Genomic DNA, 24,300 nt, shown 5'->3' on the forward strand with positions numbered 1-24,300 from the left:
TCATCCGAATTGATCGGTTGTTTGGGGTGCTTTTACCCTATTTGACCGGAGGATGATTAAATACACAAATCGAAAATTCTGACTGATTATTCATTTTTAGTGAATAATCGACCCGAAAAAACAGCCCCGCGATGCCCCATCCGGACTTTTCGCGGAAATCGGGGTGACGGGCGATTATTGCAATAGTCTGATGATTGGCGGACCCACCAATGGCGTTGCAAGCCTTTTGAAGGCCAAAAGGCCCGAGGTTCCGGACCTCAACGGCGGAAAACTACGATAAATTCAATCCTCATACAAATAGATTTGAGCGTTGTCTTCTATAGATTTGAGCGTTGTCTTCTTATGTCGTCTTTCTGTGTGCCAACGGGCGGGTTTTTTTATGACATCGGGGAGCGTATTTCGCCGTGGTTTTATCAGGTGCCCCTTTTCTTCTTTGGGGGGAGCGTCGCGCGTTAGAGGTCCCTGTATCGTAAACACGTATAGGTAGAAACAAATTGCCTGTTAAGGTTGTGTGTAATAAGATTTTCTCTCCTTTTATTGTGGAAGCCTAATGTGCGCAAGGGGCGATCATGACGTCTATTTCCGGTTTTATGGCGAACAGATATGCCGCTTTGTCTTCGAATGCGGGGCAAAGGCAGTCGGCATCACAGACGGCGGGAAATGCTGCTGTTTCGTCACAACAGGCCGTGTCCAAGGAAACTGCGGCAGCAGCACCCGCACCGGGAACCCTTGCCAGTGCGGCGATGATGGCGCGCGACAAGATTGATGCGGGGTATGCCAAGCTTGGCATCACCGGGACGTCTGGCACGACGGCGGATCAATGGGACGCGGTTGGGTTCCCGGATCTTGATCGTCAGATGCTTTTTGCGGTTAAGAGCAATGCAGGGGGCCTTTTTTCCGATGCGGAGGTTTCGGCCGCCAAAACAGAATTTAACAACAGAATTTCCGATATCATGGATGCCAACCCCGATGATCCCGCCCAAGGGTATCGTGACGTCATTGATTTTTACGATGCGGCAAGTGACGACGAAAAGGCCACGTTTGACTGGGTGGTGGACCGTTCCGAGGTGCAGAAATCCTATTTCGTGCACGGCGGCAGAGAAGATGTCGGGATGGGGATGCCGGTTGTTGAAAAACTGATGCAAGCCTGGGGGCAGCTCAGTGCCGCAGGCGGGAATTCAAACGATCTTCCAAATATGCCCGCCTATCATGAGGCGATGATGTGGTGGGCGCAGGACAATGGCGGCGCGCATCATGTTGATTTGCTGACGTAATTTTCGCAACCGTCACGCCGTCGCAACTGGCGGCTATGCGCGCCGAACCGCGATTTCGTCGCATCCTTCGATATCGGGGAGTACGTTTGATGGGGGTATTTTGCCCTACAGACGGAAACGGTTGCGCAGACCCAGACCAATCAGGAACAGGAAAGCGAAACTGAAAACGCCTTGTCCGATCATGAGGGCATCGACCCAAAAGCTGGGGTCGTTGGAATAGAGTGCGTCTTGAGCGGTTTTGCGCAATTCGCGCGATTGCGGCAGGAAGGGCAGGCTGTTGCTGATGGATAAGAGGAGTGACTGGCCCCAACCTAGTCCTGTCCACCATTCGACGTCTGCTGTCACAGCCAGTTTTTTATAAAGGCCGATGCTGGCAGCGGTGAGTAGGAATAGCGCGACAAAGGGCCGCAGGATGCTTTGGCCGTAATTGCTGCAAGCACTAAAGGCCATGTCCAGAACCGATCCAAACCACGATGTTTCAATCCAACGCCGCGCTCTGTTTTCATCGGCGGAAAACCGCAAAGCGGCTTGATGATCCTTGTTGGTTTCGGCAATCTCTTTAAGGCGTCTTAACCGCGAGGAGTCTGTTGGGTCTTCCGTCACGCGATAGAGTTTTGGGAGCCAACTAAATCCTTGCCAAGCGCGCCGCAGTTTGACGCTGAGCCGACTTAGCTCAACTTGGTGGGAAAATTTGGTGTCTCGAAGATCGGGAACTATGTCCAAATTGCCGGAAACAATAAGCGGCCCATCAAATGATGCACCGTGTAGGTCAAAAAACTCCAATCTCTCAGCGGAGAGAGGAATGAAAAGAACAGCGAGATTTTTGATGGAAAGGCCATTAGCTCTAATATGGCTCGATTTGATGGCCTTCGGGCGAAACCTCAATTGTGAGAACTTCGTCTCATTTAAAAATATGGTGCAGTCGTCGAAAGTGGCATTTGAAAAATTCACTTCTCCGTCGCGAAGAGTAGCCCGCGAGAATATCACTTTTCCGCCGCTGAAAGTAGCTCTTGAAAAGTTCAGGTCGCCATTACCGAAACTGGTTCGAGTGAAGTTCACGTCGCCAATACCGAAATTGGCTCGAGTGAAGTTCACGTCGCCCTTACCAAACGTAGCATTTGAGAAGTTTACTTTGCCCTTACCGAAAGTGACCCCAGAAAAGTCTATTTCTCCGTCGCCGAAAGTGGCCTTAGAAAAATCTATCTCGCCATCACCGAAGGTAACTCCAGAGAATTTTACATCGCCGTTGCCGAAATGATAACCTGCGAAAGATAGTTGCGGTGAAAAATACCTCTCAGCCGCGAAATCTACGTTGGTAAAACTGATTATCTCGACCTTTTGTCGATCAATCTTTCTGTTCCATGCATCCCGCCCTTGACGCCATAGGTCCAGGGCTTTTTCGCCCGTCAGGAATAGTGGCTTCGGTTTGGCTTCTTCTGTCATGCTCTTGATTTCATTCTCAGTTGCCCGAACGTGAAGTGCCCCACCAGAATGCCCTCTAAAGTAGCGTTTGGCGATGTAAAACACGCAAGAAGCCTTTTGCCCGGATGGGGATTGGGCGCTATGGTCTTTTTGGGCAGGCGACATTTACAGGAACGGACATCGAAAACCATGCTGTCATCACTCAATATTCGTCACATGCGCGTGTTTGTTGCGGTCGCTGAGCAGGGATCGTTTAGTGCGGCGGCCGCCGCCCTTGGGCTCGGCTCGCCCGCGATTACTGCGACCATTCGCCAGTTTGAGGATGTGACGGGGGCGGCCCTTTTTGATCGCACGACGCGGCATGTGTCGCTCACCGTGACCGGGGAGCGGTTTTTGCCGATTGCGCGGCGGTTGCTGGGCGATTTTGAAGAGGCGCTTGGCGATCTTGATGCGCTGTCGCGCGGGATTGGCGGGAAAATCCGCATTGCGGCGGCCCCGTCGGTTTTAACCCGCATTCTACCCGGTGTGATCCGCCATTTTGTCGCAGCACATCCCGATGCGCGTTTGCGGCTTGATGAAATGAATGCCGGGGAAGTGCATGAGGCGGTGGCCAATGGGGCGGTTGATTTTGGCATCGCCGGGGAATGGCAGGATTTGCCCGATATCGCGTTCAGTCCGCTGTTTTCCGACCGGTTTGGCGTGTTGTGCCGGGCCGATCATGAATTTGCCGGGCAATCGGAAATCGCGTGGTCGGACCTTATTGATCAGCCGTTTGTCGGGCTTGGCCCGGAATCAGGCACACGCGCGATGATGGCCGATCAGGGATTTGGGGCCACCACATCCACCACATCAACCACACCGGCCATCTTGCCGACCATGCCGGTCAGTGCATCGGTGGCAAAGGCCGCCGCCCTTGGCATCGGGGCGGCACAGGCGGTGATGGACAGTGCCGCGCGGGCCGAACGGGCCATGGCAGAGGCGGCCAAAAGCGGGTCATCGGCGGCAAAATCGGCGGCAAAGCCGGGGGCCGACACGGCGATAAATGCAGCCGCCGATCTGGTGGCGGGATTGCGCCCGGTGGTCGAAACATCCAACACCATAACCCTAGCCGCGATGGTCGCCGAAGGGGTGGGGATCACGGTGCTGCCGGAACTGGCCGCGCGCATCGCAACCGGAGTGTCGGACCAAACGGCAGAGGCCAAACTGACCTTCGTGCCACTGAGCCACCCCACACGCCACCGCCCGATTGGCGTGATTACGCGCCAGAGCAAAAGCCTGTCGCCAATTGCGCGGATTTTCCTGGCGATGGTGATGGATCAGGCGCCGAAGCTGGATTTACCGGCGGCGATTGAGTGGGGGTGATTGGGAAATGGTAATGACTTCATTTTTGCTCCAGATGTCTTTTTTAGGGATTTTCTGTTTGGGATTTCTCAATTATTAGTTGTTATTTGCTTGAAGGTTCCACTAAATTAGAAAATGTAAATTTAATTTGGTTCTGGGAGAAGTTTAGTGTCTTCGGTTAATTTGGATGCCTTGATTCCGAGAGAAGATTTTTTGGTTGCTGGTGACGATCAGAAAACAAACAATTTAACAGATACGATTACTTTGAGGGACTTGGAAAAAGGGCAGAGCTTCTTTTATTCCTCGTTAAGGAAGCCCGATTTTCAACGTGAGACATCCGATTGGAAAAAAGAAAAAGTAAAAGACTTTATCAAAAGTTTTCTAGAAGGGGATTTGATTCCCTCCATCATATTGTGGAACTCTGGGCAATACACTTTCGTGATTGACGGTGCGCATAGATTAAGTGCGCTTATCGCGTGGGTTAATGATGACTATGGTGATGGATTTATCTCTCAATCGTTCTTCAACCACGCAGTGGAGGAAGAACAAAAACAAGTAGCAGAGCAAGCTAGGCGTCTCGTAAACAAGGACGTGTTGTCTTACGCAAATTATCGTAGTGCTATTATGTCACCGGAACAGGCGGGGGCTGATATTTTGGCTACTGCCCAAAAACTTGGGTTCCTGTCTTTGCAGGTTCAGTGGGTTAAAGGTCCTCCAGAAAAGGCAGAGCAGTCATTCTTCACAATAAACCAAAAAGCGACGCCCATAAGCGATACCGAACTTTCTCTTCTGAAATCTAGACGGAAACCGCAAGCAATGGCTTCTCGAGCTATTGTGCGATCAGGAAGAGGTCACAAATATTGGGCTAAATTTTCAGACGAGATAAAGTCAGAAATTGAAAATCTTTCGCTTGAAGTAAACAGTGCGATGTTTAGTCCGACTGTTAAAAATCCGATAAAAACATTAGACTTGCCACTGGCGGGAAAAGGTTACTCAACACGTTCTTTGCCACTTGTCTTTGACCTTGTTAGGTTGGCTAATAATTATATTGGTTCGAATTCTACCGTGGATGATGATGTAGACGGATCTCTGACTGTCAAATTTCTCAAACGTACAAACAAAATCATTCGAAGGATGACAACAACCCACGCTTCTTCTTTGGGACTGCATCCTGCTGTTTATTTTTACAGCGAAAAAGGCCGCTATCAACCTACTGCATTTTTAGCATGGGTTGATTTAATAAAGGAATTTGAAGTTGAGAGAGAGTATGAGAATTTTACGAAAAATCGTAAGGTGTTCGAAGAATTTTTAGTTATGAATAAGCATATAACTAACCAGGTTACTGTTAAGTATGGAAGTTCACTAAAAGGGTTTAGACAGCTTAAAGATGTCTATCGTTTTATGTACGACGCAATAAAACGAAAAGAAGATTACGACAGTTTAATTGGGTTATTGTCTAATGAGTATAGTTATTTAAATATGGACTATCGGGGAGATCGAACTTCTAAGCCCGATTTTAGCCGAGACACTAAGTCTGAGGTATTTTTAACTTCTGCTCTAGAAGGTGCTTCAAGGTGTGCGTTATGTGGCGGATATGCTCATGTCAATTCGATGCACATTGATCATATCCACAGAAAGCAAGATGGGGGACTGGGAGTGGCAGACAATGGGCAACTGTCTCACCCTTATTGTAATACTACATTTAAAAATTAGTAGGACCGGTTTCGCACTGCTTTGATATTACTGATCGCTCATGAAATCTCCGCTGACGGTATATCCTTCAAAGAAGTTCTCCCAAGTCTGATCGGTGGGCGAGATGACCCGTGTCGTGCCGACCGCAATGACCTCGACCGATTTGGTGCCATCTGGAAATGCTGCGTCTTTTGGCAGGCGCACCGCTTGAGTGCCGTTGTTTGAGAAGACGGATGTCCGGGTCATAGGGATTCTCCCGTCGGTGTATATTGTATCGTTATAGTTTGTGGCTGTGGTCCTTGGACGTCAAGGGCATGTGCATTGTGGTGCATATGGCGTGATGGACCCCCGCCTTCGCGGGGGTGACGGGGAGGGCGCAGGCGGGCATCCAAGGTGGAGCGGGTGGTGTGAGGTTCGCGTGCCGCGCCTTCGTGGGCACAGGCTTTGCGTGGGACTGCCGGTCTATCGTCTTGATCGCTTGGCAGTGCTTTAAAACCATCACGTCTGGTAAATCCGAGATTATGCGACATATCATCAGGGGTGGGTGCTGCCCGCATGATGGCAGGATGATGTGACGCAGGAGTTGGCATGAGCGAAGCTGTGAAGAAATCCGGGGCGGCGAAGAAAACTGCCGCGGGCAAGAAGCCGCAAAAGAACATCAGTCTTGCCCTTCAGGGCGGCGGGTCGCACGGGGCGTTTACGTGGGGTGTTCTGGACCGGTTGCTTGAGGATGAGGAAATCGTCATTGAGGCGATTTCAGGGACGTCAGCGGGTGCGATGAATGCGGCTGTGATGGCGTCGGGTCTGGCCAAGGGTGGGCATAAGTCGGCGCGTGAAGACCTTGAGACCTTTTGGGAAAATGTGTCGGAAGCGGCCCGGTTCAGCCCGCTTCAACGCAGCCCGATGGATATCCTGTTTGGCAACTGGTCGCTTGAAAACTCATTTGCCTATATGTGGATGGATATGAGTGCGAAGATGTTTTCGCCCTATGACCTTAATCCGCTTGGCGATAATCCATTGACCGCGATCCTTGAGGGGGTTGTGGATTTTGCCGCGCTTAATCACAGTCCGGCGAAATTGTTTGTCACCGCGACCAATGTCGAAACCGGGCAGGGTCGGGTGTTTCGCAATCCCGATATCACTGTCGATGTGTTGTTGGCATCGGCCTGTTTGCCCACGATTTACAAGGCGATCGAGATTGATGGCGTGCCCTATTGGGATGGGGGCTATAGCGGCAACCCCAGTTTGGGGCCGCTGGTGCGCGAATGCGGATCGGATGATACGGTTCTCGTACAGATCAATCCGGTCAAGCGACCCGGCGTTCCCAAAACGTCACGCGATATTTCCAACCGGCTCAATGAAGTGTCGTTTAACAGCAGTTTGATGAAGGAGCTGCGGTTGATTTCGATCCTGCGCAACGATGCACCCGATCATGCGTGCGAAGCCAGCAAGTGGGGTGCAATGCGGATGCATTGTATCGCCAGCGAGGCGATGCTTGAATTTGATCAATCGTCAAAAATGAATGCGCAATGGAGCTTTATGACCAAGTTGCGCGATACCGGGCGCGATGCGGCGAGTGCATTTTTGAAAAAGCATCGCCGCGACATCGGGGTGAAGCCGACGCTTGATCTTGATCTGTTTGCGCCAGATTACGGGTAAGATAGGCGAGAGCGCTTAGCGCGACGTGCCAAAGCGCAATCCGTCAATCATCAGATCAAGCATGCGATAGGTATGTTCCATGCCATCGGGGCCGTCCTTGCCACCCGTGCTGGCAAGGTTGCCAATCGCGCGCAGCAGGTCATAGGCGTCCACATCGTGCCGGGCTTCGCCCGCCTTGGCGGCGGTGCGAAGCAGATCGGTCAGGGCCGGTTCAAAGTTGCTTCGGAAATAGGCGGGCAGGGCGTCAAAGGCCGGATCGCCCGAATGCAGGGCGGATGCCAATCCCTTTTTGGTGACAATGAACTGGCAATAGCGTTTGAGCCAGCGTGATAGTGCCTCGCCCGGTGGGTGGGCGTTGGCGAGTTTGGGGGCCTCGGCCGCGCAGGCATCGACTTCGCGTTTGAATACCCCGACGACAAGGTCGCTGCGGGTGGGAAAGCGGCGATATAGCGTTCCGACACCCACCCCGGCCTGGGCGGCAATTTCACGCACCGGTGCATCAACCCCGACGTTGGCAAAAACCACCTTGGCGGCTTCGAGAAGCGCGTCTTCGTTGCGCAGGGCATCCGCACGGGTGGTGCGCGTGGCGTGAGGGGTGTTTGTGGCGGTGGCGACTTTTTTTTCGGTCGTGGTTTCTTTGGCCATCGCGTTGTTTTCCAACCCTAAAATCGGTCTTTTGCTGTGATACGGAAATCACCCGTTCACATTTGCACTTGATAAACGGAACAATGTTCCGTATTTGGTTTGCTTAAGCGGAACGATGTTCCATTTGTTTTGCGGATCATTGTTCCGTTTCACAATGTATAGGCGAAATCTGTAGCTTCGCCAACCAAATTTAAGGAGACCGAGCATGAACAAGTTGATCAATGCGGCGCGGCACATTCCGGTTGATGAGCCGGTTTCAACCATTTCGATCACCCCGGTGATGCTGGCGGCACCCGCCCGGCCCAAGCCGATTGAAATGCGGATTACCGCCCCGATGCAGGGTCGGAATTTGCCGATTATTTTGTTGTCACACGGGCATGGGCCGTCGCTTTATATCCCGTCAAAGGACGGGTACGGGCCGCTGGCCAATTTTTATGCCGAGCATGGTTTTGTTGTGATCCAGCCAACGCATGGCAATTCGAAGGTTGCCGGGTTTGACATGGATGCGCCGGGTGCGCCGTTTTTCTGGCGGTCGCGGGTGGAGGACTTCAAGCTGATCCTTGATCACTTGAAAGACATCGAGGCGGCAAGCCCGGTGCTTGACGGGCGGCTTGACCATGGTCGGGTGGCGGCGGTTGGGCATTCGCTTGGCGGGCAGACGGTCGGCATGTTGCTCGGTGCGCGATTGACCGACGTAAAAGACCCGGATGCGCAGGATGTGAACCTCATTGAACCGCGCATTAAAGCCGGTGTGTTATTGGCCGCACCGGGGAACGGCGGGGATAGTTTAAGCCCCCATGCGCGGGAAAATTACACGGCACTTAATCCCGACTTTGCCCATTTGACCACCCGGACTTTGGTGGTGGCGGGGGACAGTGATGTGAACCCGCATCTGACCACACGCGGGGCGGCATGGCATACCGATCCGTTTTACCATGCGCCGGGCAGTGATGCCTTGCTGACCCTTGTCGGGGGCAAGCATGGGCTTGGCGGGATTGCCGGGTATGATGCCAAGGAAACCGATGATGAGGACCCGGATCGCCTTGCGATTACGCAGCGGATGACGTGGGCCTATCTGCGATCCGCCCTTTATGATGGTGACACATCATGGGCACGGGCGTGTGACGGGTTGGCGCGCCATGCCGGGGATCTTGCGCATGTGACGGGCAAATAGCGCAGCATTAGCGCAGCAAAGCATGGTGCTCCGCAACCTGTTTGGGTGCGATGCGGTGGTGATTGCGCAGGCGTGCAATCCGACGTAACGTGTTGATGTCTTAAGGTTCTGACCCCAAACAACACCACGGATCACCATGCCTTTGAGTGCGTTAGAAAAAATGAAGTCCGGGGATTGGTATTCCTGCCTTGACCCAGCGCTTGAAGCCTTGCGCGCCGCGGCGCGTGCGGCGGCGTTTGAGCACAGCACAACCCCGCCTGATGTGCGCGGAAATATCGGGGAAAAGTTGCGCGCGCTGTTTGCCGCCTGTGCCGAGGATGCGCGGATCGAAGCGCCGTTTCATTGCGCATACGGGGTGAATATCACGCTTGGCAAGGCGGTGTTTCTCAATGCCGGATGTGTTGTTCTTGATAGTGCGCCGGTGACGATTGGCGATTACGCGATGCTGGGCCCCAATGTGCAGATTTACTGTGCCGATCATCATAAGGACCCGGCACTTCGTCAGCAGAACCTTGAACGCGCCATGCCCGTCACGATTGGCAAAAACGTCTGGATCGGCGGGGCGGCGATTATCCTGCCCGGGATCACGATTGGCGAGAATACCATCATCGGCGCGGGTTCGGTGGTGACAAAGGATGTCCCCGCCGGGGTGACGGTGGTGGGGAACCCGGCACGGGTGATTTAGGTCCTGCCCCTAAAGTGCGGTCAGAAAAATGCAACCGACCCTGTGAGGGCGCGGTTGCAAGTTTGGGACAGGTGTTGAGGAAGGTTGGCAAAAGGATCGTGTTGGCGTTAGCCGATGTCGTCGGAAAGCGCGCGGCGTTTTTTGCCGGTGATCATCGCACGCACCAGATTTTCATGATGGCGCAGGCTTGCTAGCAACACGCCGCCGATGTGCACCAGAACGAGGATCAGCAAACCATTGGCGAGAATTTCGTGGGTTTCCTCGACCCATTCTGCGCCCCAAAAGGCATCGGTGGTGTAAAGCCAGCCGGTAAAGGCACAGCCCAGCATGGCAAGGATCAGCAACATTACCATCGCAGCGCCCGCCGGGTTATGACCGATATAGCGGCGTTCGCGGCCCCGGAGGATATCGCCAATATAGCCGATGGTGGTCGCCGGGCTTTTGATAAACTGGGTAAAGCGGGCATAGCGCGAGCCGATTAATCCCCAGACAAGACGCATGCCAATCAGGGCGGCGGCGGCATAGCCCGCCCAGTGATGCAGGGTGTCCCAGTCGTCCGCCGTGATCCAGGCGATGATGAAACTTGCGGCCAGGCCCCAATGAAATAGGCGGACAAATGGGTCCCAGACTTTTACCGATGACATGATGTGGGTTCCTTCTTGGGGCGTTAGATTTGGGCGCTTCGCGGGTGGTTTTGGCGGGCGATGTGTCGGTGGGGACCTGACGCATTGAGCATGCCCGCCAAAACGCCTTTAAGCTGTCCTTGGCTAAAAAAAGGCCAACTTAAAGAGGGGCAGCAGAACCGGGAGCCAGACCCTAGTCTTCTTTTTTGATTTTGACGGCTTCAAAGGTGTTTGGGTTGAAATAGGCTTCGATCTTTTTGCCGTTGGCATCTATGGCGTAAACTTCAAAGCAGCCGTCTTCGGTTTTGACTTTGCGCACGTCCCAGCCTTCGGCGGTGAGTTTTTCAGTTAGCGCTTCTTTGGTTTTCCAATCGGCTTTCGGTACGTTGCACATGTCATCGCTGGCGTGGGCCGGGGTGGACAGAACACCAAGGGAACCGGCGGCCAGAACGGTAAAGGCCACAGCCGCCGACAGGGTTGATTTTGACAGGACAGTTTTAGATGCAGGAGTTGGGAAAACAGTTCTTTTCACAGCGCAGTTCCTTCATAAAGGTCAAAGACAAAGCGGGTTAAAGCCACGTACATTCGATGTGCCAGAATATGGCAGCGTTTCCTGACAGCTACCTGAAGAGCGAAATCGCGGGTGTTCAGGCTGTTGTCAGGAAAGGGCGATACTCAGGCCGGTCACATGGGCATCACGCAGGCGAGGACAGGTTTTTGCGCATTCTTTTGGTGGAAGACGAGGTCATGCTGGCCGAGGCGGTCCGCGACCATTTACTGGCCGCTGGCGAAGCGGTGGATCACACCGAAAGCATCCAGGATGCGGAAATTATGATCCGCGGCACCAATTATGATGTGCTGTTGCTGGACCTTAACCTGCCCGATGGGCGCGGGATTGATTTGTTGCGGACCTTGCGCCGTAACGGATCGGCCATGCCGTGCATTATCCTGACCGCACAGGATCAGATTTCTGACCGGATCGAGGGGCTGAATGCCGGGGCGGATGATTATCTGGTCAAGCCGTTTGATTTAAATGAGTTGTCGGCACGGTTATCGGCGGTGGCACGGCGCTATAGCGGCAATCCCAACCCGTTTGTCGCACTTGCCGGTGGGGTGGAAGTTGACCTTGCCGGGCGGGTGGTGATGATCAATGGCGCGCAGATCGATGTGACATCGCGCGAATGGGCGTTGCTCGATCAGATGGTGCGTCACCCCGGACAGACACTCTCCAAACGTCAGCTTGAAGAAGCGCTGTATGAATTTGGTGCGGAGATCGAAAGCAATACGGTTGAGGTCTATGTTAGTCGCCTGCGGCGTAAGATTGGCAAGGATGTAATTAAAACCGTGCGCGGTGTTGGCTATCGGGTGGGGGGATGACGATGTTTTCGACCAAAAGCCTGCAGTTTGCCCTGACCAAACGCCTGACGGTGATGGTTGGTGTTTTCTGGATCGCGGGATCGTTGCTTGCCGATTTCACCATGTATCATGAAATGCAGGAGGTGTTTGACAGCAGCCTTGTCAAATCGGCCTATCGTTATGCGCCATTGATTGATGATTACCTGATCCATAATGGCAGCGACAGCCAAACGGTGGTGGTCAAAAGCCCCGAACCGGGCGAAATCAGAACCGGTGATCGCGGCGAAGGCGAGGATGAAATTGGCACTGATTACCTGATGTATCAGGTGCGCGATGTGTCCGGGCGGCTTTTGCTGCGGTCGGCCAATGCGGAGGAAGAGCCGTTTTCAGCACCCTTGCTTGAAGGGTTCCATACCGACGATGATTTTCGCATTTATTCCGCCGTGGTGCATGACGGCACGCGGGTTATTCAGGTTGCGGAATCGCTCAATCACCGGCATGAGGCATTGATCGCGAGTGTCAGTGCGCAGTTCCTGCCGATCATTTTGCTTATTCCCGCCGTGATCATCGGAATTATTTTTGCCGTGCGCCAAGGGTTGCAACCGGTGCGCCGCGTGCGCGATGATATTGAGGCGCGCAGCGAAGGCAACCTTTCGCCGATTGAGCAAGATGACGCGCCTGATGAAATCCACACCATGATCACGGCCGTCAACCGGTTGATGGAAAAGCTTGATGCGGCATTACGTGCCGAGCGGACCTTTACCGCGCACAGTGCGCATGAACTGCGCACGCCCATTGCGGCCGCGTTGGCACAGACGCAGCGGCTTTTGCTGGAGCTTCCCCGCGATCATCCGGGGCTTAAACGCGCGCAGCAGACCGAAGAATCGTTAAAACGCCTGTCAAGGTTGTCTGAAAAGCTGCTTCAGCTTGCCCGTGCCGAGGCCGGGGTGGGGACGAGCCCGACGGGAAAAAATCAGAAGCTTGGCACAACATTGGGGCTTGTGATTGATGACCTTGAACGGGTGTCAGACGGGGCGGGGCGCATCCGGTGGGATGGCAAAAATGCCGCGGCGCTCAACGCCAATATTGATGTCGATGCCTTTGCGATTTGTATGCGCAACCTGATTGAAAATGCGCTTAAACATGGCGATGACAGCCAGCCGGTGGCGATCGAGGTTGTTGGCAGCAACGTGATTACGGTGTCCAATGACGGCGATGTTGTCGACCCCAAGGACATGACGGAGCTTACCGCACGGTTCAAACGATCGCACACCAAGGCGCGCGGGGCGGGATTGGGGCTTTCGATTGTTGAAACCATCATGCGCAACACCGGCGGCAAACTCACCCTGCAGTCCCCACGCCCCGGCAAACCGGACGGCTTTATGGCGGAGCTTTGGTTGCATCAGAGTTAAGTGGGGGCAGGGCGTGAATGGCCCGCCCCCATTTTCTGTCTGGCAGGCGAGTTATGGTGCCGGGCAGACTTTGGGCAGGTCATATTCGCCGCGAATTTCCGAAAGACCATCGGCCAGTTCGCGGCGGCGTTGTTCGGCGGCGGTGTCGTCACTGATTTTGGCGTCTTTTGCGACGATTTCGGGATACAGCGTGCGGGCCTGACTTTCTTGTCCCTGATCGGAATAGGTCAGGGCTTCAAGCCACAGACCGGCAAGGGCGAAGTCCGGGGTGGCGGACTGTTGGGCGATATCAGCCTTGCCAAGGGCGGTTGCGTGATCGCATTTGGCAAGTGCGGTCAGCCCGGCAAAGGCATCATCGCCGATCTTGGCCTGAATCCTGTCGCGTTTTTCTTTTTGCGCGGCTTCGAAGCTTTCACGGGTTGCGGCATCTGCTGAGGCGCCAGAAATGGCCCCGGCGGTGGCACCCGCAGCCCCACCATAAACGGCAGATCGTGCCGCGGCCTCGGCCGGGTTGCCACCAAAGATCGCAGCGGTGACAAAGCCGCCGACCGCGCCGGAAATCGCGCCAAGTCCAGCCCCCTGACCGGCATATTCCCCGGTTTTCCCCGTGCAGCCCGAAAGGGTGGCAAGTGAAAGGCTAAGGGCGGTGGCAGCAACAACAAGACGCATGACAATTCCGATCCGTTTTGAATGTGATGAGATCAATCTATACGGGCAAATTATGGATGGAAAGTGACGGCGCGGCGCGTGGGTTATTTCCCAACCCCGACCTTGATGGCCAGTTTGCGAAGCGGGCCGATGCGGTTGATCGCGGTCAGGCCCGCATAGCGCAGGTCGCGCAGAGTTTTGGGTTCAAACATTGAGGCACGGTTGAGCAGGTCAATGCCCCCGACACGAGCCAGCGTTTTGGGCAACTGTTTGCGTTCGTAGGATTTCAGCAGGCTGGTCGCGCCGATGTCCTCATTATTGTGTTTGGCGCGGGCGATTAATTCGGCCAGCGTTTCGATGTCATGCAGGCTCATGTTTAACCCTTGCGCGCCGATGGGCGGGACAACGTGGGCGGCCTCAGCAATAAGCGCCAGGCGCGCAGATATCAGGCGGGCGGGGACTTGTGAAATCATCGGCCAGACCGCGCGCGGGCTGGCGACGGTAAGGGGGCCAAACAGGTTCATGGTGTCTTGGGTGATTTCGGCGGAGAGTGCTTCGTCGCTGAGCGCATTGAGGTCAGCGGCACGCTTGGCCGGGACCATCCAGACCACCGAAGAACATGGCTTGCCATTCAGATCGGGCATCGGCACGAGGGTCAGCGGTCCGCCGGTGCGATGAATTTCGGTTGAGATGTTATCGTGCGGTTGGTCGTGGGTGACGACAAACACCATCGCACTTTGATCATAGGCCCAGCGTTTATGCTTTATGCCCGCCATCTCACGGAGCGATGAATTGCGCCCATCCGCGGCAATGACCAATTTGGCCTCGACCGTTTCGCCGTCAGACAGTTCGATGACGCCCGCCCGTGCGGTGCCGGTAAAGCCGGTGACGGTGGTGGCAAAGCGAAAATCGACGTTCTCAAGTTTAGCGAGCTTTGCCATCAGGGCGACACGGGCGGCCTTGTTTGAGACGTTCCAGCCAAAGAAGCCTTGTGTGGTTTCAGCGCCGTCAAAGTCGGCGGTTTCGCGCGGGGTGCGGGTTTCGCCGCCGGCATCAACAATGCGCATGACGCGAAGCTCGGCCCCCGTCGGTTTGATGGCATCCCAGACACCGGCCTTTTTCAGGGTGGCGATGCCCGGTTCCAAAAAGGCGGTGGTGCGTAAATCGGTGCCTTCGCCAATGTCGGCGGGGGCCGGATCGACAATGATGACCGAATGTCCGTCGGCCGCCAGCCGTGCTGCTGCACTCATGCCAGCGATGCCGCCGCCTGCGATCAGAATATCGGTTTTGATCATTGTCGTCATTCCTCGTCAATTGCCGTGCGCGTATGCTGTCATTTGGGGCAATGTGCCCGTTTGGCCCGATGGACGCAATGGTTTACGTGGTGGTGGTTATACGCCGTGATTTGGGCAATTGGATTGATGCAGATCGTCTGCGGATTGTGTGCAGTGCGGGGCATGAGCACGGGGATGAACACGGGGATGAACATCGGGCGCGGGCATTATGCCTGTGACGGGCAGTGGATATGCGGATGCGGGGATTGCGTCATGGGGCTGTATCAGCCATTTTGGCAAGGTTCGCCCCGCGATGCGCGTGTTTTTGCGCGTATGCCACCATAGGATATTTGTCATGATTGCCTGGGTTTATCTGTTTATTGCGATTGGTCTTGAAGTTGTCGGGACAGTGTCGCTTAAATTCTCCAACGGATTTACCGATTGGCGGTTTTCGGTCCTGACCCTTGGTGTCTATGGTTTGAGTTTCTGGGTGTTGTCGCTGACGCTCCGCGTTATTCCGATTGGCACGGCCTATGCGGTTTGGGCCGGGCTTGGCACCGCAGCGATTGCGGTGATTGGTTTGGTGTTTTTCAAGGAACCCATGACCGTGATGAAGGGTGTTTTCCTTCTGATGATTATTGGCGGCGTTGTGGGCCTTAAGGCGATCAGCAGCGAGAGTTAGGCCCTAATTTAGCAATGGTTTTTGCATGACGTGCCATGTCGGCGGCAAAATCGGTATGGCGGGGTGACCAGCCAAGGTCTTGCATGGCCTTGGCACTGCTAAGCTTTTGATTATGGGCAAGGCCGCGGGCCCAGTTGCCAAAGCGTGCCATGGCGTCAGCCGTGCTGATGGTGTCAATCTGACAGTTTTCCGATCCGAAATGTGTGGCGATCAGTTCGGCGACCTCACGGGTTGAGACATCATTGATCGCCGATCCGATATAGCTTTCGCCGGGTTTGGCCTGTTCAAGGGCCAGACGGTAAAGGTCTGCGATATCATCGGCATGGACCATGGGTTGATAGATATGATCGCCGCCGACAAGGGTGACGCGGTTGTCGGTTTGTGCGGTTTCGATGTCGCGCGCAAGTATTCCACTTTGACCCTTATCCCCGGTGTCGTAAACGCAGGACGGGTGAATAACGATGCCCGCAAGATTGGCGGCCGACAGAACCCGTTTGATGCCGGTTAACCCCCATAGAAATTCCGGCAAGGGATCAAAGGGGGTGGTTTCATTAACGGCGGTCACGCCGGGTGATGTCGGGAGTGCGTTGGTTTGGGGGTACATCCAGTTGCCGCCGGTATAGATAAAGCGCACCGGACCGGAGTGATGTTGCTTTAGACGTGTAAGCGCCGGGATCAAGTGATCCAGCAATGTTTCATCCATTTGCGCCATGGCATCGGAAAAATCACAGGCGGTGTGAATGGCCGCGTCGATATCTGGTAAATCCGCGCACCATTTTTCGGGACGCGTGATGTCACCGGGGATTGGTGTTGCCCCGGCTGTGATCAGTTTGTTCTTGCTGATATCGGACCGGGCAAGGGCGATGACGTGATGATCATGGGCGATCAGGTTTTTAACAATCGCCGATCCAATCAGGCCGGTGCCGCCGGTGATAAAAATGCGCATCGTTGGTTTTCCTTTTTGGGATGTGATGCGCGATTTATCAGACCTCAACCACGGTTGGGGTCAAGCGGGTTTTTGTCGGGGACAAAAAAAGCCGGGCGGAAGGGGAGCCCGGCCATTCATGCGTCCGCGGACAGGTACAGGTGTTTCTGTTTATCGGGCCAACCACCCACCATCAACGGCAACGACCGTTCCGTGTACATAGTCGGCTGCTCGCGAGGCGAGGAATACGGCGGTTCCTCCAAGGTCTTCGGGCTCGCCCCATCGGCCTGCGGGGATGCGGGCGAGGATTTCGGCATTGCGTTTGGGGTCGTCTTGCAGGCTCTGGGTGTTGTCGGTCCGGAAATAGCCGGGCGCGATGGCGTTGACGTTGATGCCCTTTGCGGCCCATTCGTTGGCCAAAAGGCGTGTCAGTCCCAGCAGGCCACTTTTGGCGGCTGTATAACCGGCGACGCGAATGCCGCCCTGAAAGGAAAGCATGGACGCCGTGTTGATGATCTTGCCGCTGCGGTTTTCGCGAACCCAGTAACGGGCTGCGGCCTGACTGAGCCAGAGTGCGGCGGAGAGGTTGATGTCGATGACATCGTCCCAGTCCTTGCGGTCCAGTTCCAGCGTGTCGGCACGGCGGATGATCCCGGCATTGTTGATCAGAATGTCGAGACCGCCAAACGTGGCCACGGCATGATCAATGATGGCCTGTGGCGCGTCATCCGCGCTGATGTCTGCCTGCATTCCCACGAAACGACGGCCATTTGCCTCGACCGCGTTCTTGCAGTCGTCCATCGGCGAGCGTTGTACGCCCAAAATATCCGCGCCAGCCGCCGAAAGGGCCTGTGCCATGGCGAGACCCAGACCACGCCCGGCGCCGGTGATGATGGCAGTTTTTCCTGAAAGATCGAACATGGGATCCTATTTCAAATTGGTGGTTGCGATGTGGTCCATGTCTTCGAATACCTGATTCTCGCCAGCCATGGACCAGATAAAACCATAGGATGCCGTGCCGACACCGCAATGGATTGACCAACTGGGCGCAATCACGCATTGCTCGGGTGCGACGACCAGATGACGGGTTTCGTGCGGTTCGCCCATGAAATGGAAGATGCGTTCGTCGGTGGGCATGTCAAAATAGAAATAGACTTCCATCCTGCGGTCATGTGTGTGACAGGGCATGGTGTTCCAGTTGCTGCCGTCAGCCAAAAGCGTCATTCCCATGAGCAGTTGAGCCGAGTTGCAGATTTCGGGGTGCACGTATTGATGTATGGTGCGCACGTTGGCCTTTGAGGCGTCCCCGAGATCAATGCGGCGCGTGTTTTCAAACGGGATGTGCGTCGGGTTATGGACCTGATGTGCGGGGGTCGAGACAATGTAATACCTTGCCGGGTCTTTCGGGTCGGTGCTTTCGAAGGTGATGTCGTTCTGTCCTGCGCCGATATAAAGCCCGTCTCGCTGTTTCATGTCGAACCTGGTGGTGCCGAACTGGATGGTGCCGGGGCCGCCAAGGTTGATGACGCCAAATTCGCGCCTTGAGATGGTGCCGTCCTGGACCTCGATAGAGGCATCGTTAAAATGCAGCGGTGTATCGACCGGCGCAGCACCCCCAACGATCATCCGGTCATCCTGAACATAGAAAACGTTGATCGCGCTGCTTTTAAACACGTTGTCGATCAGGAACCGTTCGCGTAAGGCCTCGGTATCGAGCTTGGCGACATCGTCAGGGTGATTTGAACGATAGATATGCAAAGTTCTTCTCCTTGATTAATTCATGGGGGATTAATTCATGGGGTTCGATGTCACTGGAAGACCAGATTAGGCAGCCATAGCGAGATCTGAGGCACAAAAGCGACGAGCAGAAGGACTGCGATCAACGGCACCAGAAATGGCATGGTTGCCGCGACGCAACGCTCGAACGTAAGGCCGGAGATGCTCGAAAGGACGTAAAGCACAACACCCACGGGTGGTGTCAGCAAGCTGATCATCAGCGTCAGGACCATGATCACGCCGAAATGGATCGGGTCGAACCCAAATTGCACCGCCACGGGCAACAGCACCGGTACAAGGATGATCATGGCTGCGATTGTTTCCATAAAGCACCCGACAACGAGCAAAAGCGCAAGGATGATCAGTGTCAGCATCGCTTTGCTGTCTGTCAGTTCGAGCAGGTAATTTGATAGCTCGACCGCGACATTGTTGCTGGTGAGAATCCAGGCGAAGATGGAGGCGGCCGCAACGACGAACAGAACCACGGCGGTGGTTTCAATCGAGCGCAGAGAAACCCATAGCAACCGCTTAAGGTTCAGGGACTGGTAAACAATCAGTCCGAGAAACAGGGCATATGCGGTTGCCGCAATGGCGGCCTCTGTCGGTGTGAGAATCCCTGTGATAATTCCACCAGCAACGATGACCGGGGTCATTAGCGACAGGAAGGCCTCCTTGGTCCGGACTGTCAGATTGCTGATGCGAAATGCGGCGTCAACAGGGTAACGGCGTTTGCGCGCGATGACAGCGATCATGACCATCAGCGAAAGCGCCATCAGAAGGCCCGGTACGAAGCCCGCCGCAAACAGCTTGCCGATAGAGGCGGAGGCCAGCACACCATAGATCACCATCGGCAGGGACGGCGGAATGATGGGTCCGATGGTCGAGGATGCAGCGGTGATGCCGACGGAAAATTCGGTATCATATCCGGCGTCTTTCATCGCCTTGATCTCGATCGAGCCCAGTCCGCCTGCATCGGCAACAGCAGCACCAGACATGCCCGCAAACACCACGCTGGCGCCTACGTTGACATGGCCGAGCCCACCGGGCAACCAGCCAACAACGGCCTTGGCAAATTCGAATATCCGGTTGGTGATTCCTGACGAATTCATCAGGTTGCCAGCAAGAATGAAGAATGGCACAGCCAGCAATGGGAAGCTGTCAACGCCGCCCACCATTCTGTGCAACACGACGAGGTCGGGAACCTGACCGCTGATCATAACGAAAATCAGTGAACCGCCGCCAAGTGCAACGGCGACGGGGGCGCCCATCAACATAAGCAACAGTGTGGAAATGAAGAGAATGGCGATCATTGTCCGACCTCCGTGTTTTGGGAAGGCCTAATGAGTGCCCAGGCGTTCATCAGCGCGCGCACCGTCATCACGACAAGCGCAAGTGCAACGGTGTAGTAAACGTAGGATTTTGAGAGATCGATCGACATGAGCGTTTGGTGCTGGGTCGCGTTCGCGATCTGTATGGTCAGAAAAACGCTGTATCCATAGAACGCCACTTGTAGAAGTGCCGCGGCCTCGCCGACATAGCGTTTGGTCTTGCGAGGGAGCAGCATGACAAAGAAATTGATGGAAATATGGGCGCGCGTTCTGAGCGCATAGGCCGCACCAAAGAAAGTCAGCAGGATCAAAAGTTGTCGGGCGACTTCCTCGGTCCAGACGGCGGAGCTGTCGAGCGCATAGCGTGTGAAGAACTGCCAGAATACGACGCTCGCCAGAGTCCAGAAGATGGGAACGCAAATCCAGCCTTCGACGGGGGTGTCGCGCCAGTCGAACGATTGTTCGACGTCCTCGATAAACATGTCGGCTTCCGCCACGTCATGTTCGAGCTGTTCGGGTATGTCTTTCATGCAATTCATGTCCGAAGAAAAGGCTTACAAACCGGTGATCAGGGAAAGGCAAGGGGCCGACCCGTGTCTGGCCGACCCCTGCGCCCGGGAGGACTCGCCGTTATTTGATGGCCTGGAAACGGTCATAAATGTCTTGTGGCCAAGATGCGTACTTTCCGTTGTGTACTTTCATGGCTGCCGAGCGGAAGGCTTCGCGATCAACGTCTTCGATTACCTCGACGCCCTCACCGCGGAACCAGTCCGCAAGTTCATTTTCAGATTTCAGAATGTCGCTGCCAGCACCTGCTGCTGCTTCCTTGAGGACGGTAGAGAATATCTCTTTGTCGGCATCTGACATCGCGTCCCAACGTTGACCGGCAACGACGGTCACAAGGCTGTCAATGATGTGTCCGGTCAGAGAGATGTATTTTTGGACCTCGTGGAATTTTTTGAATTTGATGGTGGGCAGCGGGTTTTCCTGACCATCCACAGCCCCCTGCGAGAGGGCGAGGTAGACTTCAGAGAATGCAATCGGTGTCGCGTTGGCACCGACCGATTCCGCAAACATCTGGAACAGGGGGGCCGGTGGTACGCGCAGCTTCATGCCTTTCATGTCGGCGGGAGTTTTGATCATCTTGTTGGAGGTGACCATGCGGCGGCCATAATAGGTTAGCGAGACAATCTCGTGGGCAGCTTCTTTCTTGTATTCAGCGCCCATGTCGCGGAACAGGTCGCTATTGGCATAGGCATTGAAGTGATCAAAGTCGCGCAGCATGAAAGGGCCGCTTGGAATTGCCAGTGGGCCATACACGCGGCCAACAAAGGTCGACCCGGTATAGATGATGTCGACAGTGCCCAAGCTCAGGGATTCGTTGATCTCGCTTTCCTTGCCAAGTGAGGCAGCAGGATAAACTTCGATCGTGTAGCGACCATCGGTTCGCGTGTTGATTTCATCAGCCGCCCATTCGGCCCACTCATGATAGGGCGTCGATTCTTCATAGACGTGCGCCCACTTAAGGTTTTCTGCCTTTGCCCCCCCTGCAAGCAGCGGCAAAGCGAATGCTGTGATGGTGCAGATAGCAGTTTTTTTCAGTCGTTTCAGTTGTGATGACATGGATGCCTCCTCCAATGATAATGAATTTTTCGTTTTTATTATTGAAACTTTCCTATCACACATCATGTTGTCGTACAAGCTGGGAAAAGACGATTGTTGTTGGCGCGATTTCCAGGCAGGTCAATGGAACGAGGCTTGCGCCATACTCGTATGATAAGCTAAAGCTTCTCCGTGAATGCAGGCGCAAACAACAAAGAACAGGGCATGACTGCAAAACTTGAACCGAGAAAAAGTCTTTCCGCGCAACTTGTCGCCGAACTTCGCGAACAGATTGCAAACGGCACGTTTGCACCTGGTGACAAGCTGCCGTCGGAAAACGAGCTGATGCAGACATATGAGGTCAGCCGGACGGTTGTGCGCGAAGCAATTTCCGGGCTGCGTGCGGATGGTATTCTCATCACCCGTCAGGGCGTTGGCGCATTTGTGACCAATCAGACCGGTAAGCGACTAGAACCATTTGATCCGCTTGATCTTAAAGCCGTTTTGCACATGATCGAGTTCCGCAAGGCCATTGAAATGGAAGCCGCAGAATTTGCCGCGGCACGCCGTGATGACAATGATCTTAAGGAACTCAAGAGCAGGTTCGATGAACTGACCGCAAATGCGCTTGATGCCAAGGAATTTGTGCTGCCCGATTACAATTTTCATCTTGCGATCGCGCGGGCGTCACACAATCCCTACTTCCTTCAGATCGAAGAACATATCGGCGCACAGATTATCCCGCACTCCAAGCTTCACGTTCTTGCGCCGGACATCCCTGAGGACTTGTCCTTTTTAAAGGCCGTTCAGGTGGAACATGAACATATCTATCGCGCGATCGTTGACGGCGATGTTTCTGGCGCACGGGCGGCGATGCGCACCCATCTTGAGCATAGTCAGGAACGCTACGGCCGTTATGTATCAGCCGTCTAAAGCCGGGCAGATGCCCGGCTTTTTGACGTTCTGTGGCAAATGGTCTTAGTTGGCGACTTCGAAAATTCCGTCGATTTCGACTGCCACACCAAGCGGCAGGGACGCAACACCAACCGCAGAACGGGCATGTTTGCCAGCATCGCCAAAGATTTCGACCATGGTGTCGGACGCGCCATTGACGACTTTGGGTTGATCGGTGAAGGCCGGGTCGGAATTGACAAAGGCGTTGAGTTTGACAACGCGGGTGACTTTATCAAGATCACCAATCGCGGATTTCAGCTGTGCGACCAAGTTCAGCGCACAGAGGCGGGCGGCTTTTTGGCCGTCTTCGACCTGATAATCCTTACCGAGTTTGCCGACAAACTTCAGTTCGCCATTTTCCATGGTGATCTGACCCGAGATATGGACAAGGTTGCCCGCAATAACATAGGGCACGTAATTGGCAACCGGGGCGGTGGCGGCGGGTAGGGTGATGCCAAGGTCGGCAAGGTGGGCGTCAATTTTTCCAGCCATGAGGATGGGTCCTTCTTTACTGTGGGGACGAAGAATGTTGCGGCAAACTTAGCGATCTTGGCGTGCGAACAAAACAGTTTCTTTTGTCCGGTGCGGTGTTTGGCCGATGAGGAGGGCTGAGCAGGGTTTTCAGATTATTGAGAAATTTGAATTTGCCATCGATGCCAAAGCCCTCCACAACTGTATGCTGAATATTATGCGTTCCGAATGTCGGTTCTGGCAAAAACACTCACGTAAAAAAGGCGGCATTCATGTCATTTGGGGATCGGTTGAATAATTTGCATGGCGGGTGGTTGGCCCTGTTGGGGGTTCTGATTATTTCGCCGGATGCGATGTTGATCCGTCTGATCAAGGCCGACGACATCACAGCGACATTCTGGCGGCTGGCCTTTTTGACAACGGCGCTGTTGTTGATCGCGCTTTGGCGGGGCGCACGGCGCGGCGATAGCATCGTTGCATCGGTATTGCCGGGCAAGTACGAACTTCTGACCGGGATGTTTTATGGCGGCACTTGTGCGTTTTTCATCCTGTCGGTGCGCAATACAGATGCGGCCAATACCTTGGTGATCATTTCGGCAACCCCGCTTCTGGCCGGGTTGATGGGGGTGTTTGTGTTTAAACGCGCCCAGCCAATGCGCACATGGGTGGCATCGGTGGTGGTCGTCGTCGCCCTGATTGGGATTGTCGGTGCTGGATTTGGCGGGGAGAATGCGCTTGGCGACCTTTTGGCGCTATGTGCGGCCTTCTGCATGGCAGGGTTTTTCAATGTCCTTGGCGCGCGTGCGGAAATTGATGCGGTCAAGGCGATGCTGTTTGGTGCCTGTATGTCGACCCTTGCCATGGTTCCCGGCGCGCACCCGACCGAGGTCTATGGGCTTGACTGGGTGTGGCTTTTGATGCTGGGTTTTTGGGTGTTGCCGGTATCTTTCCTGTTTATTTCAGCAGGGGCGCGCAAAATTCCGGCCGCCGAAGTCGGGCTTATTATGCTCAATGAAGCGATCCTTGGATCGTTTCTGGTGTGGGTGGTGATCCATGAAGTGCCAAGCAACACGACATTGATCTGTGGGGCCGTGGTGATTGTGACCCTTGTTGTGCATAGCATTTTGGGCATGCGGGCGGGTCGGCGGTTGCGCGCGACGGCTGCCCAATAGGGGCCATCACAGGCAAGCCAGACAACAGACTTTATCGAAACAATGCAAAAGGCGGTGTCAGATGTGACGCCGCCTTTTGGCTTTTCGGGCAGGTTGGTTTGGTGGGGCGGGTTCAGGTTACTGTCAGGTTGGGACGATAAAGATTTGGGGTCGGTTCGATGAGCCGGTTGCTCCACGTCCGCGCG

Annotated in this window: 25 protein-coding genes; 11 read left to right on the forward strand and 14 right to left on the reverse strand. The window is 54.6% G+C overall.

Annotation, left to right across the window (positions count from 1 at the left end; genetic code table 11):
* Positions 1–569: 569 nt before the first annotated feature.
* Entirely contained in the window at positions 570–1,274 is a 705-nt protein-coding gene (locus AMM48_RS16035) for a hypothetical protein (protein ID WP_102784863.1), read from the forward strand.
* A 105-nt stretch (positions 1,275–1,379) separates the two neighbouring features.
* On the opposite strand, the gene AMM48_RS16040 is transcribed toward AMM48_RS16035, so the two are convergent.
* Complete coding sequence (locus AMM48_RS16040) at positions 1,380–2,717, reverse strand: pentapeptide repeat-containing protein (RefSeq protein WP_146030418.1); 1,338 nt, start codon at positions 2,715–2,717, stop codon at positions 1,380–1,382.
* Positions 2,718–2,885: 168 nt separating this feature from the next.
* Between AMM48_RS16040 and AMM48_RS16045 the strand changes: the two genes are divergently transcribed.
* Entirely contained in the window at positions 2,886–4,058 is a 1,173-nt protein-coding gene (locus AMM48_RS16045; protein ID WP_102784865.1) for a LysR family transcriptional regulator, read from the forward strand.
* A gap of 147 nt (positions 4,059–4,205) precedes the next feature.
* Positions 4,206–5,750, forward strand: a complete 1,545-nt coding sequence (locus tag AMM48_RS16050; RefSeq protein WP_102784866.1) for a DUF262 domain-containing protein — start codon at positions 4,206–4,208, stop codon at positions 5,748–5,750.
* 27 nt (positions 5,751–5,777) lie between these two features.
* Here AMM48_RS16050 and vapB read toward each other — a convergent pair whose 3' ends face one another.
* A complete protein-coding gene (vapB, locus tag AMM48_RS16055; RefSeq protein WP_102784867.1) occupies positions 5,778–5,975 on the reverse strand; it encodes a type II toxin-antitoxin system VapB family antitoxin in 198 nt (65 codons plus the stop codon).
* A gap of 342 nt (positions 5,976–6,317) precedes the next feature.
* On the opposite strand from vapB, the gene AMM48_RS16060 reads away from it, so the two are divergent.
* The gene (locus AMM48_RS16060; RefSeq protein ID WP_102784868.1) at positions 6,318–7,388 is read left to right on the forward strand and encodes a patatin-like phospholipase family protein; all 1,071 of its coding nucleotides are present in this window, start codon (positions 6,318–6,320) and stop codon (positions 7,386–7,388) included.
* A gap of 15 nt (positions 7,389–7,403) precedes the next feature.
* Here AMM48_RS16060 and AMM48_RS16065 read toward each other — a convergent pair whose 3' ends face one another.
* Positions 7,404–8,033: a TetR/AcrR family transcriptional regulator gene (locus tag AMM48_RS16065; RefSeq protein WP_102784869.1), complete on the reverse strand. Its 630-nt coding sequence runs from the start codon at positions 8,031–8,033 to the stop codon at positions 7,404–7,406.
* A gap of 205 nt (positions 8,034–8,238) precedes the next feature.
* On the opposite strand from AMM48_RS16065, the gene AMM48_RS16070 reads away from it, so the two are divergent.
* Both AMM48_RS16070 and AMM48_RS16075 read left to right on the forward strand, forming a co-directional pair.
* Positions 8,239–9,207, forward strand: a complete 969-nt coding sequence (locus tag AMM48_RS16070; RefSeq protein WP_102784870.1) for an alpha/beta fold hydrolase — start codon at positions 8,239–8,241, stop codon at positions 9,205–9,207.
* A gap of 136 nt (positions 9,208–9,343) precedes the next feature.
* On the forward strand, positions 9,344–9,892 hold the full coding sequence (locus AMM48_RS16075) for a sugar O-acetyltransferase (protein WP_102784871.1): 549 nt from the start codon (positions 9,344–9,346) through the stop codon (positions 9,890–9,892).
* Positions 9,893–9,999: 107 nt separating this feature from the next.
* Here AMM48_RS16075 and AMM48_RS16080 read toward each other — a convergent pair whose 3' ends face one another.
* Complete coding sequence (locus AMM48_RS16080) at positions 10,000–10,536, reverse strand: cytochrome b/b6 domain-containing protein (protein ID WP_102784872.1); 537 nt, start codon at positions 10,534–10,536, stop codon at positions 10,000–10,002.
* 172 nt (positions 10,537–10,708) lie between these two features.
* Entirely contained in the window at positions 10,709–11,047 is a 339-nt protein-coding gene (locus AMM48_RS16085) for a PepSY domain-containing protein (protein WP_244271260.1), read from the reverse strand.
* A gap of 68 nt (positions 11,048–11,115) precedes the next feature.
* On the opposite strand from AMM48_RS16085, the gene AMM48_RS16090 reads away from it, so the two are divergent.
* Both AMM48_RS16090 and AMM48_RS16095 read left to right on the forward strand, forming a co-directional pair.
* Positions 11,116–11,892, forward strand: coding sequence for a response regulator transcription factor (locus tag AMM48_RS16090; protein WP_244271261.1), 777 nt, complete (start codon positions 11,116–11,118; stop codon positions 11,890–11,892).
* Positions 11,893–11,894: 2 nt separating this feature from the next.
* Positions 11,895–13,283: an ATP-binding protein gene (locus AMM48_RS16095; protein ID WP_244271262.1), complete on the forward strand. Its 1,389-nt coding sequence runs from the start codon at positions 11,895–11,897 to the stop codon at positions 13,281–13,283.
* A gap of 51 nt (positions 13,284–13,334) precedes the next feature.
* Here the strand turns inward: AMM48_RS16095 and AMM48_RS22295 are convergent, their stop codons facing one another.
* Together AMM48_RS22295 and AMM48_RS16105 are read right to left on the reverse strand one after the other, a co-directional pair.
* The gene (locus tag AMM48_RS22295; protein WP_102784875.1) at positions 13,335–13,952 is read right to left on the reverse strand and encodes a hypothetical protein; all 618 of its coding nucleotides are present in this window, start codon (positions 13,950–13,952) and stop codon (positions 13,335–13,337) included.
* Positions 13,953–14,035: 83 nt separating this feature from the next.
* Positions 14,036–15,226 (reverse strand): FAD-dependent oxidoreductase, encoded by a 1,191-nt coding sequence (locus tag AMM48_RS16105; RefSeq protein WP_102784876.1) that lies wholly within the window; start codon positions 15,224–15,226, stop codon positions 14,036–14,038.
* 334 nt (positions 15,227–15,560) lie between these two features.
* Between AMM48_RS16105 and AMM48_RS16115 the strand changes: the two genes are divergently transcribed.
* A complete protein-coding gene (locus tag AMM48_RS16115) occupies positions 15,561–15,887 on the forward strand; it encodes a multidrug efflux SMR transporter (protein ID WP_102785120.1) in 327 nt (108 codons plus the stop codon).
* Here AMM48_RS16115 and AMM48_RS16120 read toward each other — a convergent pair.
* The 6 genes from AMM48_RS16120 to AMM48_RS16145 form a co-directional block, all read right to left on the reverse strand.
* Entirely contained in the window at positions 15,871–16,833 is a 963-nt protein-coding gene (locus AMM48_RS16120) for an NAD-dependent epimerase/dehydratase family protein (protein WP_102784878.1), read from the reverse strand. The two genes, AMM48_RS16115 and AMM48_RS16120, sit on opposite strands and share 17 nt — an antisense overlap.
* Before the next feature lie 150 nt (positions 16,834–16,983).
* Entirely contained in the window at positions 16,984–17,733 is a 750-nt protein-coding gene (gene kduD, locus AMM48_RS16125) for a 2-dehydro-3-deoxy-D-gluconate 5-dehydrogenase KduD (protein WP_102784879.1), read from the reverse strand.
* A gap of 6 nt (positions 17,734–17,739) precedes the next feature.
* Positions 17,740–18,570 carry a 5-dehydro-4-deoxy-D-glucuronate isomerase gene (gene kduI / locus AMM48_RS16130; RefSeq protein ID WP_102784880.1) on the reverse strand — a complete coding sequence of 277 codons (831 nt, stop codon included), beginning with the start codon at positions 18,568–18,570 and terminating at the stop codon, positions 17,740–17,742.
* A 50-nt stretch (positions 18,571–18,620) separates the two neighbouring features.
* A complete protein-coding gene (locus AMM48_RS16135) occupies positions 18,621–19,898 on the reverse strand; it encodes a TRAP transporter large permease (protein ID WP_102784881.1) in 1,278 nt (425 codons plus the stop codon).
* Positions 19,895–20,446, reverse strand: coding sequence for a TRAP transporter small permease (locus tag AMM48_RS16140; RefSeq protein WP_158246479.1), 552 nt, complete (start codon positions 20,444–20,446; stop codon positions 19,895–19,897). Before AMM48_RS16140 ends, AMM48_RS16135 begins: the two co-directional genes overlap by 4 nt.
* Positions 20,447–20,546: 100 nt before the next feature.
* Entirely contained in the window at positions 20,547–21,539 is a 993-nt protein-coding gene (locus tag AMM48_RS16145) for a sialic acid TRAP transporter substrate-binding protein SiaP (RefSeq protein ID WP_102784883.1), read from the reverse strand.
* A 204-nt stretch (positions 21,540–21,743) separates the two neighbouring features.
* Between AMM48_RS16145 and AMM48_RS16150 the strand changes: the two genes are divergently transcribed.
* Positions 21,744–22,451, forward strand: coding sequence for a FadR/GntR family transcriptional regulator (locus AMM48_RS16150; protein WP_102784884.1), 708 nt, complete (start codon positions 21,744–21,746; stop codon positions 22,449–22,451).
* A gap of 45 nt (positions 22,452–22,496) precedes the next feature.
* On the opposite strand, the gene AMM48_RS16155 is transcribed toward AMM48_RS16150, so the two are convergent.
* Positions 22,497–22,964: a RidA family protein gene (locus tag AMM48_RS16155; RefSeq protein ID WP_102784885.1), complete on the reverse strand. Its 468-nt coding sequence runs from the start codon at positions 22,962–22,964 to the stop codon at positions 22,497–22,499.
* A gap of 251 nt (positions 22,965–23,215) precedes the next feature.
* On the opposite strand from AMM48_RS16155, the gene AMM48_RS16160 reads away from it, so the two are divergent.
* On the forward strand, positions 23,216–24,115 hold the full coding sequence (locus AMM48_RS16160) for a DMT family transporter (protein WP_102784886.1): 900 nt from the start codon (positions 23,216–23,218) through the stop codon (positions 24,113–24,115).
* Positions 24,116–24,300: the final 185 nt, after the last annotated feature.

Origin of the sequence: Thalassospira sp. GB04J01 (assembly GCF_000751115.1) — a bacterium.
GTDB lineage: Bacteria > Pseudomonadota > Alphaproteobacteria > Rhodospirillales > Thalassospiraceae > Thalassospira > Thalassospira lucentensis.